Below are 13,468 nucleotides of genomic sequence, written 5' to 3'. Positions count from 1 at the left end.
AAAAACATCAATAGTGCCTAATCATAACATTGTTGTCAGCAAATCAGCTCCCTATACTGCGTTGGCAGTACACACATTTCATTCAATTCACATTCTAGGGAGTGATGATGGATACACCCAATGCCGTTGTATCAAACCTGAACACAGCCCATGCCGAACAACTGAATCGCGTTTATAAAAAAATCAGTTGGCGGCTTCTGCCTTTGTTATTGCTGTGTTATTTCTTTTCTTATTTGGATCGCATCAATATCGGTTTTGCTAAATTGCAAATGCAACAGGATTTGGGGTTTAGCGATGCGGTGTATGGCATGGCTGCCGGGATCTTTTTTCTGGGCTATGTGATGTTTGAAATTCCCAGCAATTTGTTACTAGAAAAAATTGGTGCTCGGAAAACGATTACCCGCATTATGGTGCTCTGGGGCCTGGCTTCTGCTTCAATGTTGTTTGTGACCTCGCCCACCATGTTTTATGTTTTGCGTTTTTTATTGGGGGTGTTTGAGGCGGGTTTTGCGCCGGGGATGATTTTCTTTCTGACCTACTGGTATTCGGGTGCGCGCATGGCGCGAGTGATGGCTATTGTGATGATGGCGGCACCATTGGGCGGAATGTTGGGCTCCCCTTTATCCACACACATCATGACGTTATTCGATGGCACCCATGGGTTGGCAGGATGGCAGTGGGTATTTCTGATTGAAGGCATTCCTACGGTGGTTTTAGGGATGGTGACTTTTTTCTACCTAACTGATCACCCCAATCAAGCCAAATGGTTGACCGAAAGCGAAAAACAGCTAATTCGACAAGAAATCCAGGTGCATCAAACCACGACCCATACCGGATTTAAAACTGTATTGAAGGATCCATGGATTTACTGCATGGCATTTGCTTATTTGACCATCATTAGTGGCATCTATGCCATCGGTTTTTGGTTCCCTACCTTACTGAAAAACAGTGGCATCCATGATTTGAATACGGTGGGTTGGCTCACTTCGATACCTTATTTGGTCAGTATTGTGTTTATGTTGGTGTTTGCCAAAACATCTGATGCCATGCAAGAGCGGAAGTGGCATGGGTCGCTCACTGCTTTGGGCGCGGGTGTTTTGTTGTTGGTTTCGGTTTCGTTTACCACGCATTTCTGGGCGGCATTTGTCAGCATTGTTTTGGCCACAGGCTTAATGTGGGCTGCGTATACCATATTTTGGGCCATTCCATCTAGATACCTGACGGATACCGCAGCAGCTGGGGGCATTGCTTTGATTAACAGTATTGGCCTGATTGGTGGGTTTATCAGTCCCAATATCATGGGCATGGCGCAATCCATGACCCAATCGCTGATGGCTGGTTGGATTGTGATGGCCATTTTATTGGCTTTGGGCGGTTTGGCTTTGCTGGGTGCCTTTGCTTTGAAACAAGAGGTGAAATCATGAAACGCATTTTAATTGCCGGTTTTCAACATGAAACCAATACATTTGCACCTTCAATGGCACGTTATGAACATTTTGAAAATGGTGGCGGTTTTCCGCCCATGGCTCGTGGCCAAGCGATTCTTGATATGGAATCGATGAATATCCCCATTGGCGGTTTTATTTAGAAGGCAGAATCCTTGGGTTATGAAATGATTCCGATCATTTGGGCTGCTGCCACACCATCATCTTTTGTTGAACAGCAAACCTATGAGTCCATCGTGGCAGAAATACTGGAAGGCGTGAAGACACATCAGATAGATGGCATCTATTTGGATTTGCATGGCGCCATGGTGCCGGAGCATTTAACCGATGGGGAAGGCGAACTATTGCAGCGGATTCGTCAGCTTGTGGGCAAAGAAATGCCCATTGTCGTGAGTCTTGATTTGCATGCCAATGTGACCCAAAAAATGTTTGATGAAGCCAGCGTATTGTCTGCATTTCGTACGTATCCACATGTAGACATGGCGCAAACAGGCCAGCGTTGCGCGCACGTGATGCATCGATTGTTGCAAGGTGATCATCTATACCGCCACTTCAGACGATTGCCTTTTCTGACTGCGATCAATGCTCAGAGTACTTTTTTGGAACCAGCCAAAACCGTTTATCAACGCTTAGCAGAGTGGGAAAAAGGCACTGCAACCAGCTTGTCTTTTGCACAGGGTTTCCCAGCTGCAGACATCGCAGAGTGCGGGGGTACGGTATTTGGCTATGGTGAAGATGAACAGCAGGTGATTAACGCCGTAGATCGGCTATTTGCGCTGGTGGCCAATCAAGAAGCAGCTTGGGTGGTGGATTTTTTGCCACCAGATGAAGCTGTTAAACAGGCTATAGCATTGTCGCAACAACACAGCGGCCCCGTGGTTATTGCTGATACCCAAGATAATCCAGGTGCTGGTGGTGATTCCAACACCACCGGTATGTTACGTGCATTGGTGGCGAATCAAGCCAGCAATGCCGCCATTGGGTTGATTAGCGATCCAGATGCAGTGAAACAAGTGCAGCAACATAATGTGGGTGAGCGAATGACGTTGACGCTCGGTGGACAATCGGGTGCAAAAGGGGATGAACCGTTCACTGTGGATTGCCGGATTGAAGGATTTTACCAGGGTAAATGTCGTTACGATGGTCCAATGATGCACGGTGTGCTGGTGGATGTTGGTGATGCTGTGCGTTTATCGGTGGGCGGTGTGGAAATTGTGCTGACTTCTGGGAAAGCTCAAATGCTGGATCGCAACTTGTTTAAAATGGCGGGGATCGTGCCCGAACAAAAGGCCATTGTGGTGGTGAAGAGCTCTGTTCACTTTCGTGCTGATTTTCAACCTATTGCGTCCACCATTTTAATTGGTAAAGCCCCAGGACCGATGTTTGCTGACCCAGCCGATTTGCCATGGCAGAATCTGGATCCGCAGCGGCGTACCTCGCCCTTGGGCAAAACTCGGTTGGAAATGATTGCGGCAACCACGGACATATCCAGTTGATTGCCGCTGCCGGAGCAGACGGGCATCGGCTTCTATTCTGAATCTATGGCATCTACGCTGCGTATGTCTGTGATGGCTCGTGTCAATCAGGTCACTACAAGAAAAGTGAATTGGACGTGAACGATTTGAGATGACATGGCAGGCCTGGTTGTGGCTCCATGATCTTGTTGCTTGATGATTGTGTAACCAGTGTTGGTGTAGCAGCGGGTAGAAAGGATGTCTTGGTGCTTCTAATGATGCGCCGTAATTAACCTGTAACAGGAGAAATAATCAGTTCAGGCAGCTTAAAAAGCTGCCTGAACTGATTTTATTAGAGGCTGTGTGGTCAATGAATGAGGCTCTGCAACAAAACACGCGAAATTGTTATAATGGCGTTAATCTTGAGCAGAATGGAAGGGTCATGATGTTGGCCGACAAAATCATTGGTCAGGTGGATGTGGCCTTACGCACCTTGTTTGCCGAGGCGCATTCGACGCGCCCACACCCAGATGCAGACGTGGCCGAAGCCGATTTAAACGACACCGAAAAGCAGCACGCTTTGGGCTTGATGCGGGTTAACCACGTAGGTGAAGTGTGTGCTCAAGCGTTGTATGCGGGGCAGGCATTAACCGCGCGGGATGTGGATAATAAAGCGGCTTTAGCACATGCGGCGCATGAAGAAATAGAACATTTGGCATGGACGGCACATCGAGTGCACGCGTTGGGCGGGCGCACCAGCTTGATCAATCCGCTGTGGTATGCGTCATCATTTGCCGTGGGCGTGGGTGCTGGGCTGTTGGGCGATAAATGGAATCTGGGTTTTTTGGAGGAAACCGAACACCAAGTGGCCGCTCATTTGCAAAGCCATTTGGAAGGGTTGCCGGAACAGGATGACAAGAGCCGCGCTATTGTGGCCCAAATGCAGCAAGATGAAATGAAACACGCGCAGATGGCGCATGAAATCGGCGCGGCCAATTTGCCTTTGCCGGTCAAAAAAATGATGACATTGACGTCGAAAATAATGACTACAATCAGTTATCGAATCTAATCTTTCAGGCAGCCTAAAGGCTGCCTGAAAACCATTTTACCTCACCGAATATTTGGAAAATTCACCATGCACAATTATTTGACCCCCAATTTTGCTTTTGCCGAAATGATCCCCGATCATGGCTTGGGCAGCCGAGTGTGGAGTACCGATAATCACGAATACGTCGATTTGGCGGGCGGCATTGCGGTGAATGCGCTGGGTCATTGCCATCCGGCATTGATCTCAGCCTTAGATGCACAGGCACACAAGCTGTGGCATATCTCCAATTTATACACCACTAAACCTGCGCAAGCATTGGCGCAACGCTTGGTAGAGCACACGTTTGCGGATCAGGTGTTTTTTGCCAATTCTGGTGCCGAAGCCAATGAGGCTGCATTTAAACTGGCGCGCAAATACGCGCGTGATCATTTTGGTGATGGCAAGAATGAGATTGTGGCGTGTGTGAATGGTTTTCATGGCCGCACTTTGTTTACGGTATCGGTGGGCGGCCAGCCCAAATACAGTCAGGATTTTGCGCCCTTACCCAGTGGCATCACGCATGTGCCATTTAATGATGCTGAAGCCTTGCGGGCGGCGGTGAACGGGCGCACCTGTGCTGTGGTCATTGAGCCGATTCAAGGGGAGAGTGGTGTGTTGCCTGCGAGTGCCGAATTTTTGGAAACCGCCCGCGCGGTGTGTGATGAACACCATGCTTTGCTGGTGTTGGATGAGGTGCAAACGGGGATGGGCCGCACGGGTAAGCTCTATGCTTATCAGCATTACAACGTGACACCTGATATTGTATCCAGTGCCAAAGCCTTGGGCAGCGGATTCCCGATTGGTGCCATGCTTACCACCGCCAAAGTGGGTGCCAGTTTCACCCCAGGCAGCCATGGCAGTACTTTTGGCGGCAATCCGCTGGCGTGCGCTGTGGGCTGTGCCGCATTCGACATTATCAGCCAGCCAGAAACGCTGCAACGGGTCAACGAGCAAGGTGAAAAACTCGCAGCGGCTTTGCGTGCCATTGCCCAAGACACCGGTGCTTTTGAAATCGTGCGCGGTAAAGGTTTATTGATAGGCTGTGTATTGGCAGATGCCTATCGAGGCCGTGCTGGTGAGCTGGTTGGCAAAGCTTTGCAGCATGGTTTGTTGGTGTTGGTGGCCAGTCCGAATGTATTGCGTTTGGCGCCGAGCTTATTGCTTTCTGACGAAGATCTGAATGAAGGCATGACTCGACTGCGGGCCGCTGTGGCTGATTTTGTGGCGGCTTGAAATGAGCCATGCCAAGGCCAAAATTGTGGTGCTGACGGGTGCGGGGATCAGCGCCGACAGTGGGCTAAAAACATTTCGAGACAGTGGCGGGCTGTGGGAAGGGCATCGAGTAGAAGATGTGGCCACGCCAGAAGCTTTTGCCCGCCATCCACAACGGGTGTTGGATTTCTATAACGAACGCCGACGGCAAATGCTGGCTGCGGCTCCGAATGCTGCGCACAAGGCACTGGCCGCGCTAGAGCCTGCTTACGACGTGGCCATCATCACGCAAAATGTTGATAATCTCCATGAACGTGCGGGCAGTACCCGTGTTTTGCATCTACATGGTGAGTTAGCCAAAGCCCGCAGCAGCGTGGATGAGGCTTATGTGGTGCCGTGTTTGGGTGATCAAACTCTGGCAGATGTTGATCCTCATGGCGCACCGATGCGCCCGTTTATCGTGTGGTTTGGCGAAGCCGTACCATTGATTGATACGGCCATTGAGTGGATGCGCGATGCGGATAAGGTGTTGGTGGTGGGGACGTCGATGAAGGTGTATCCAGCAGCAGGCTTGCTGCAATATGCGTCGCCTCAAGCGGAAGTCAGTTTGGTTGACCCACATCCACCAACGGGCTTAACGGAGATAGAGGTGATTGCCAAAATTGCTAAAGAGGGCGTTCCGCCACTGGTGTCATCATGGTTGAAATAAGTACTAAATGCCCCCCAATTAAAAGGGGCTGATTGCTTCATCGTGGCTGTATTGCCAGATAAGCGGCGTTTCTTCAGGCAGCCTGAAAACGCATATGGCGCAGCCATGTTAAAATCCAAATCATTTTTTATAAAGCAGCACAGCATGAACAACAATACTTTGGTGATTGTCAGCCGCGAAAGCATGCTGGCGATGTGGCAGGCTGAATACATCAAGAGCCGCTTGCAAACACTCTACCCAACCCTCACCGTACGCATAGAAGGAATGAGTACTCGGGGCGATCAAATACTGGATAAAACGCTGTCTAAAATCGGCGGTAAAGGCCTGTTTATCAAAGAATTGGAACAGGCTTTGCAAGATGGTCGCGGTGACATTGCGGTGCATTCGATTAAAGACGTCCCCATGGAACTACCACCGGGTTTTGCTTTGGCCGCGATTACGGCTAGGGCCAATCCGTTTGATGCATTTGTTTCTAATCATTATGCGGGTTTGGGTGAATTACCGTCAGGTGCGGTCGTCGGTACGGCCAGCTTGCGGCGAGAAGCGCAAATTCGGGCTGCTTACCCAGAGCTTCAGGTCAAACCATTGCGCGGTAATGTGCAAACCCGTTTGCGCAAATTGGATGAAGGCGAATACGATGCCATTATCCTGGCTGCTGCGGGTTTGGAACGCTTGGGCTTGCATGAACGCATCAAAACAGTGCTCTCACCCGCAGAAAGTTTGCCTGCCGCCGGTCAGGGCGCTTTGGGCATCGAGATTGCTGCCCAGCGTGATGACTTAATGACTTTGCTGGCACCATTGAATGATGCGCAAACCGTTGCGTGTGTGACTGCTGAGCGCGCATTGGCGCGGGCATTGGGTGGCAGTTGCCAAGTGCCGTTGGCGGCGTATTGTACGGAAGACGCGGGTGTGTTGACCTTGCGCGGTTTGGTGGGTCATCCCGATGGTTCTGTTACCTACACCACAGAGGTATCCGCGCCCGTGGCGTATGCGGATGCACTGGGGCGCGCCGCCGCCAAAGAGTTAAGCGAAGCCGGTGCGCCTGCGTTGATTGCCGCGATTTTGGCGTATGAGCCAAGCTGATGCCGACAGTGTTGTTGTTGCGTCCCGCTGCACAGGCTGTCGCCGATGTGGCGGTGTGTCAACAATTGGGTTGGCTGCCCGTGGTGGTTAGTCCCATGTGTTTGGTTGCGGAGTCGGCTGTACTGTCTACGTTGCCTGAAGCCATTCAAGACGCTAATGTGGTGTTTTGGGTGAGCCCAGGAGCGGTAACTGTGGCTGCTGCGGTGTTGCCAGAAACAGCGTCGACAATACACGTTGCTGTGGGCGATGCGACTGCCCGCGCATTACGCGCTCAGGGAGTGCAACAGGTCTTGCTCCCATCTGATGGCCACGACAGTGAAGCCGTATTGCGCTTGCCTTTGTGGCAAGATGCCCCCAAACGCGTGCTGGTGGTGCGTGGTGTCGGTGGCCGTGATTTTTTGGTCGATGCTTTGCGTGCACGTGGTTGGGTGGTACAGGTGGCTGAGGTGTATCGGCGGGTAGCGCAAACCATTGATTGGGCAAGACTGCTGCCTTATTTGCATTCAGGCAGCCTGAATGCAGTGTATGTGGCCGCTTCTTCGATGTTTGAAGCTTGGTGGGGGCAAATTCCACCGTCTTTGCGCGATTCATGGCAAAGCTTGTTATACTTGACTCATCATGAACGCGTGGCCGCGGTGCTACGGCATCACGGACTAAACGTTAAAGTGGTGAATACGCTGGCTCAGGGGCTAGCGCATCTCAACTCAACAGGGAGCCTTACACCATGAGTGAACAGCATGATGCTGGCGATAACCGCAACAACAAACCCACTGCCCCTATGGTGGTGAACAGTGCTGGCGATGTATCGGTACCGCCTGCTGACGAACCAACTGAAGCCGATACCAAGCCCGAGGCTCAAACTGGCAAGGCTGATATTGAACAGCCTAAACATGTTCAGATAGAACCGATACGGGCTCAATCCTCATCTTCCACAACCGCTGCGGATGTGCCTCAAACCGCAGCAACGTCTTTACCCCCAACAGGAACAACCATGCCTGATGTAAATGCTTCTTCTCAGCCTACCGTAGCACCGGTGGTTATCAAACAATCTGGTGGCAAAGGTGTGGCATTGGGTGCGTTGGTATTGTCTATTCTGGCATTGGGTGCCAGTGGCTTTCTATTTGTGCAGGGCCAAAATGTATTGAAAAGCCAAGACCAATCTTTTTCGCACAAACTTGATGCTGCTGGTTTGGGTGAAAGTAAAAATGCCCTTTTGTTACAAAGCAACCTAGCGAAGATTGATGAACTGAGTCAGGAACTGGCGACTTTGCAGCAGCAAAGCAAGACCCAAGGAGATGAAATCAGTGCGGCTAATAAGGCTTACCAAGAGCTGGTAAAAACCCGTGCCGATTGGTTGGTGGATGAAGTGGAAGCCACCTTGAATCTGGCGGCCCAACAATTGCTGATTTCCGGTAATGTGCCGGTGGCAGTGAGCGTGTTAGAGAGCTTGGATGCCCGTTTGGCGCGGTTTGATCAGCCGCAATTATTGCCCATTAAACAAGCCATCAGCAGTGATTTAACGCAACTAAAAAACCGACCTTATCTGGATGTGGCCAGTGTCTCGCTGCGTCTGAATCGCTTGGAAACCGCGGTATCTGGCTTGCCGCTCATCATTGATAATACCTTGAAACCAGGCAGCAACACGCCCGCACCGGTTAACCCCAATGCAACTTGGTGGCAGCGCGCGTGGCAAAATACTTTGAATAGCCTCAAAGGAATGGTGGAAGTGCGACGAGTGAACAGCAACGACGCCATGTTGATGTCGCCTGATCAGTTGTATTTTGTGCGTGAAAATTTACGTATGCGTCTGATGGATGCCCGCTTGGCACTGATGCAGCGCAGCGGTGAAGTGTATGCCAGTGATTTAAATACGGCCGAAGCCACTGTAAAACAATATTTTGATGGCCAATCGGCTGCCACCCAGTCGTGGTTGAAAGAATTGGCGCAATTGAAAACCATGGATGTGCAAAGTGCACAGCAAGGCAATGTGTTGTCGGCCAGTTTGGCGGCGGTACGCAGCTATCAGAAGCAGGCTGGTATGGACATGAGTACGGCACTGCCCGATTTAGGCGCATCTGCGCCCACGGCCAGTGCACCTGCAAATGCGGCAACCTCGCCACAAGCAGTCGTGCCCACACCCAAAGCAGAAGCCAAAACCGCTTCTGAAGCGCATCAGGGAGGTCATGCCTTATGAAGGGCTTAATTTGGATTATTGTGCTGTTTGTGGTGGCCGTGGCTTTGGTGCTGGGTGCGCAGTATTACAGTGGCAATGTGTATATCGTGACTGAAGAGACGACGGTGCGTGTTAATTTGCATTTGTTTGTGGGTGTGATGCTGCTGACCGTGGTGCTGTTGTATGTGTTGCTGCGGCTGGTTTTGGGGACGGCACATTTGCCGAAGCGTGTGTCTGGCTGGTATAGCGAACACCAAACACACAAAAGCGTGGTGGCGTTGAACCACGCAGGTTTGGCCTATTTTGAAGGTAAATTTGAACAAGCTGAAACACAAGCTGGCAAGGTGTTACAAAATAAGCGCGGTGGTGACAATAAAACTTTGGCTTTGATGCTGGCTGCACACAGTGCTGATCAGATGGATGATACTGAGGCGCGTGATGCCTATTTGCACGATTTGGCCGGGCTGCCTGAAAAGCAGCAGTTGTCACGCTATTTGCTGCTGGCCGAATCGGCTTTGGCCAAGCGCGATTATGTGGCCGCTGAAAAAGCGATTCAAGGGGCTGCCGCTATCAACCCCAATCTCACGCGGTTGGTGAAATTACAATTACGCTATGCGTTTGACCAAAACCATGCAGATGCGGTATTGGAAACAGCGGGCAAGCTCAACCGTGCCGGTGCTTTGAGTGAAGAGGAATACAACCAGTACAGCTTGTGGGCTTATCGAGAATGGCTGAGTCGCGCCACGACGACCGATCTGTTGAAAACCACTTTGAAACGCATTCCTGCGGATGTACGCGAGCAGGATTTGAGTGTGGTGGTGGCGGAAAAATATGTACAGCTTGGGATGTACCCGCAAGTAGTGAAATGGGTTAAAAAGCTTTATCCTCGCCAACACGAAGCGGCTTTGTTGCCGCCGTTGCTTCAGGCAGCCCAATATTTGGGTGACAAAGAGCAACAAAAGATCATGGATGTGGCTGAAGATTGGTTGAAAGACCGCCCGCAAGATGCTCAGTTGTTGTTGGCTTTGGGTGAAATGGCCTATGGGCAGCAATTATGGGGTAAGGCCCAAAGTTATCTGGAAGCCAGCTTGGGCATTCAAGATGGCGCTTCAGCACGATTGGTGCTGGCAAAGGTATTGGACCAATCTGGTGATCATTCAGCTGCTCAGGCACAACGCAACCATGTGTTGGCCAGCTTAGACAGCGACGATGAGCTTTAAACAAACGATTTGACAGTAACCGGCCTTCACGCGGCGTCCATCTTGGAGCACTGCATGAAGGCTTTTTGCGGAGATGGCATGCAGCCTTTACAAAATGATGTTTTTTTACGTGCTTTGTTGAAGCAGCCGGTGCCTTATACGCCCGTATGGATGATGCGTCAGGCAGGGCGCTATTTGCCTGAATATAAGGCCACGCGGGCGCAAGCGGGCAGTTTTTTGGCGTTGTGTAAAAACACTGAATTGGCCACGGAAGTGACCTTACAGCCTTTGCGTCGTTTTGATTTGGATGCAGCCATTTTGTTTTCAGATATTCTGACTGTGCCCGATGCCATGGGTTTGGGTCTGTATTTTGCAGAAGGGGAAGGGCCTAAATTCACCCACCCATTGCAAAGCGAGGCCGCTATCCGCGCCTTAGCTGTACCCGATATGAATCAGCTGCGCTATGTCTTTGATGCGGTTGCCAGCATCCGCCAGGCTTTGGCCGGTAGTGTACCGCTCATCGGGTTTTCAGGCAGCCCGTTTACTTTGGCTTGTTATATGGTGGAAGGTGGCAGTAGCAAAGAGTTTCGTACCATCAAAACCTTGATGTATAGTCGGCCAGAATTGTTGCACCATATTCTGGCGGTCAATGCCCAAGCGGTCACGGCGTATTTGAATGCGCAGATTGCTGCTGGTGCCCAAGCTGTGCAAATTTTTGATACGTGGGGCGGTGTGCTCAGTGACGCCGCTTATCCCGAATTCAGTTTGCGCTACATGCAGCAAATCATTGCAGGGCTCACGCGCGAGGCTGAAGGGCGACAAGTGCCGGTAATTGTGTTCACCAAAGGTGGGGGCCAATGGCTAGAGGCTATGGCGACGTGTGGTGCCGATGCATTGGGTTTGGATTGGACCTGCTCGCTTGCACAGGCGCGCGCGCGGGTGGGCGATCAAGTGGCTTTGCAGGGAAATTTTGACCCCATGGCCTTGTTTGGCTCTCCTGCGTGTATTGAAGCAGAAGTGGCCCGTTTGCTTGCGGCATATGGCGAAGGCAGTGGTCATGTATTCAATCTGGGGCATGGCATCAGTCAGTATGCTGATCCTGAACACGCCAAAATTTTGGTGGATGCTGTGCATCATTTATCGCGTGCCTACCACTCGGTTTAAGTTTGGTGTGGTTTGTGCGAATATGCAGGCTGCCTGAACGGTTCAGGCAGCCTGTTTGTTTGGGTGTGAGATTCGGGAGCTTGGCGTATGCCTTTTCATATTCCTTGGGGTGAAATACTGCTGGTCGTGCACGTGTCTATTGTGGTGGGCTTGATGATTCGGGTTTTGTATCATCAACGTGACATCGGTGTGAGCGTGGCGTGGTTGGTGATTTTGTTTGCCTTCCCATTTGCCGGTGCACTGGCGTATGCGTTGGTTGGTGAGCCCCGATTGGGGAATGATCGCTTGCGCCGAAGAGATGAAATGACGGCTTTTTATCATGCATTCAGTGACAGCAATTTAATCGACATCAACCACAATGTCAGCCATGAACTGGATGAGCGCTATCACGGTATCAGCCTGATTGCCGCCGACAAAACCGGCTTGGTAGCCACAGAAGGCAATCATTTGCAACTGCTTGATCACGATGCAGCGATTGTTGCGGCCATGCGTCATGATATCCAACAAGCCCAAAGCAGCTGCTTATTGGCGTTTTACATCATTGATGTGCAAGGGATGATTGAAGGCCTGATGATGGATGTGATGGCGGCGGCAGAGCGCGGTGTGGTGTGCAGTATTTTGGCCGATGAAGTGGGGAGCTTGGGATTTTGGCGCAGTGAATGGCCGCAAAAACTTCGCCAAGTGGGCATTGTGGTGACGCCAGCTTTGCCTGTAGGGTTGCTGCGCACGTTATTTGTGCGTGCGGATTTGCGTTATCACCGTAAATTGTTGGTGGTGGATCAACAAATTGGTTATACCGGTAGCTTCAATCTGGTGGATCCTTGTTATTTCAAACAAGATGCCGGCGTGGGCCAATGGGTCGATGTGATGATGCGCTGTGAAGGCAGTATGGTGCAGGCGATGGCGGCGGTGTGCGCGGTGGATATTGCGGTAGAAAATGAACCTAATTTGCAGCAGGTTCAAGGCTGGTTGGATCGCTATGGCGCTGAGGCGCTGCCGCGTCCTCGGTCTGTCGCAATAGCGGATCGTGGCATTATTGCCCAAGTAGTTCCCTCGTCACCCGAACCGGGTAATCATGCCATTTATGCTACCATCATCAGTGCCATTCACTCTGCGACGCGCCGCATCATTATCACCACGCCGTATTTTGTGCCCGATGATGCTTTGTTGTTGGCGTTGACCACTGCCGCCGAACGCGGCGTAAACGTGACCTTGGTGGTGCCCAAACACGTCGATTCAAAATTGGTGAAATACGCTTCACGCGCTTATTACCCGCATTTATTGAAGGCGGGCGTCAATATTGCTCAGTTCACGGGCGGTTTGTTGCATGCCAAAACGCTTACGGTAGACACCCATTACACCTTATTCGGCACGGTCAACATGGACATGCGCAGTTTTTATCTGAATTTGGAAATCAGCCTGCAGATTTTTGATGAAAAAACCACCAAACAAGTGGTTGCACTGCAAAATCAGTATCTACAGCAATGCACTTACATTGAGTTGAAAGCTTGGCAAGCTCGGGCCAAATGGTGGGGCTTGGTGGAAAATACCGTGCGATTATTTAGTCCATTGTTATAATTGGATTTCATGTCCTAAAGGCTGCCTGAAAGGCATTTGGGTCGTTGGTATGGCCGGTGGGCTAGTTGTCCACTGAGTGATTGCGCTTGCTGTGTGGCAGATAGGTTGCCCGCTTGCATCGTTGATTCATCTGATCTCTGTCTATATCTCATCTTCTGTTGGCTTTGTTCAGACCATTTTTATTTGGATCCCATACACCCTTTTCGTTATCCTGGGTGTCGATAAATAATCATTTCATCACCGCCTTATCAATGGTGCATGGGGTTGTGAAAAATAACCAGCGGCGAAATGCCTCGTAGATGGGGTGGATTGTGGTTCTTTGCTTGCTTGTTGGTTGGCATGCGCGATTGAGCTGTACCGCTTG

11 protein-coding genes and 1 pseudogene are annotated in these 13,468 nt (G+C 50.9%); all 12 read left to right on the top strand.

The window, feature by feature from the left end; all coding sequences use genetic code 11:
* Positions 1 to 107: 107 nt before the first annotated feature.
* Positions 108 to 1,424: an MFS transporter gene (locus tag A2F46_RS06755; protein ID WP_066568394.1), complete on the top strand. Its 1,317-nt coding sequence runs from the start codon at positions 108 to 110 to the stop codon at positions 1,422 to 1,424.
* Positions 1,421 to 2,281 (top strand): annotated as a pseudogene (locus A2F46_RS13000) (M81 family metallopeptidase); the annotation flags it as partial. The gene A2F46_RS06755 and the pseudogene A2F46_RS13000, both read left to right, overlap by 4 nt.
* Before the next feature lie 39 nt (positions 2,282 to 2,320).
* Entirely contained in the window at positions 2,321 to 2,941 is a 621-nt protein-coding gene (locus tag A2F46_RS12995) for an MlrC C-terminal domain-containing protein (protein ID WP_255358756.1), read from the top strand.
* A 403-nt stretch (positions 2,942 to 3,344) separates the two neighbouring features.
* Positions 3,345 to 3,968 (top strand): 2-polyprenyl-3-methyl-6-methoxy-1,4-benzoquinone monooxygenase, encoded by a 624-nt coding sequence (gene coq7 / locus A2F46_RS06745; RefSeq protein ID WP_369796317.1) that lies wholly within the window; start codon positions 3,345 to 3,347, stop codon positions 3,966 to 3,968.
* A 66-nt stretch (positions 3,969 to 4,034) separates the two neighbouring features.
* A complete protein-coding gene (locus A2F46_RS06740; protein ID WP_066568391.1) occupies positions 4,035 to 5,219 on the top strand; it encodes an acetylornithine/succinyldiaminopimelate transaminase in 1,185 nt (394 codons plus the stop codon).
* A 1-nt stretch (position 5,220) separates the two neighbouring features.
* On the top strand, positions 5,221 to 5,907 hold the full coding sequence (locus tag A2F46_RS06735) for a Sir2 family NAD-dependent protein deacetylase (RefSeq protein WP_066568389.1): 687 nt from the start codon (positions 5,221 to 5,223) through the stop codon (positions 5,905 to 5,907).
* Between the two features lie 144 nt (positions 5,908 to 6,051).
* A complete protein-coding gene (gene hemC, locus A2F46_RS06730; protein WP_156471589.1) occupies positions 6,052 to 6,990 on the top strand; it encodes a hydroxymethylbilane synthase in 939 nt (312 codons plus the stop codon).
* Positions 6,990 to 7,718, top strand: coding sequence for a uroporphyrinogen-III synthase (locus A2F46_RS06725; protein ID WP_066568382.1), 729 nt, complete (start codon positions 6,990 to 6,992; stop codon positions 7,716 to 7,718). Before hemC ends, A2F46_RS06725 begins: the two co-directional genes overlap by 1 nt.
* Positions 7,715 to 9,184, top strand: a complete 1,470-nt coding sequence (locus A2F46_RS06720) for a uroporphyrinogen-III C-methyltransferase (RefSeq protein ID WP_231867733.1) — start codon at positions 7,715 to 7,717, stop codon at positions 9,182 to 9,184. Before A2F46_RS06725 ends, A2F46_RS06720 begins: the two co-directional genes overlap by 4 nt.
* Positions 9,181 to 10,383: a heme biosynthesis HemY N-terminal domain-containing protein gene (locus tag A2F46_RS06715; protein WP_066568380.1), complete on the top strand. Its 1,203-nt coding sequence runs from the start codon at positions 9,181 to 9,183 to the stop codon at positions 10,381 to 10,383. Before A2F46_RS06720 ends, A2F46_RS06715 begins: the two co-directional genes overlap by 4 nt.
* 78 nt (positions 10,384 to 10,461) lie before the next feature.
* Positions 10,462 to 11,526, top strand: coding sequence for a uroporphyrinogen decarboxylase (gene hemE, locus A2F46_RS06710; RefSeq protein WP_066568532.1), 1,065 nt, complete (start codon positions 10,462 to 10,464; stop codon positions 11,524 to 11,526).
* Positions 11,527 to 11,613: 87 nt separating this feature from the next.
* Positions 11,614 to 13,104 (top strand): cardiolipin synthase, encoded by a 1,491-nt coding sequence (gene cls / locus A2F46_RS06705; protein ID WP_066568369.1) that lies wholly within the window; start codon positions 11,614 to 11,616, stop codon positions 13,102 to 13,104.
* Positions 13,105 to 13,468: the final 364 nt, after the last annotated feature.

The sequence above is a fragment of the Snodgrassella sp. CFCC 13594 genome (assembly GCF_001590725.1).
Classification (GTDB): Bacteria; Pseudomonadota; Gammaproteobacteria; order Burkholderiales; family Neisseriaceae; genus Snodgrassella.
This window is presented reverse-complemented; position numbering and strand designations above follow the sequence as displayed.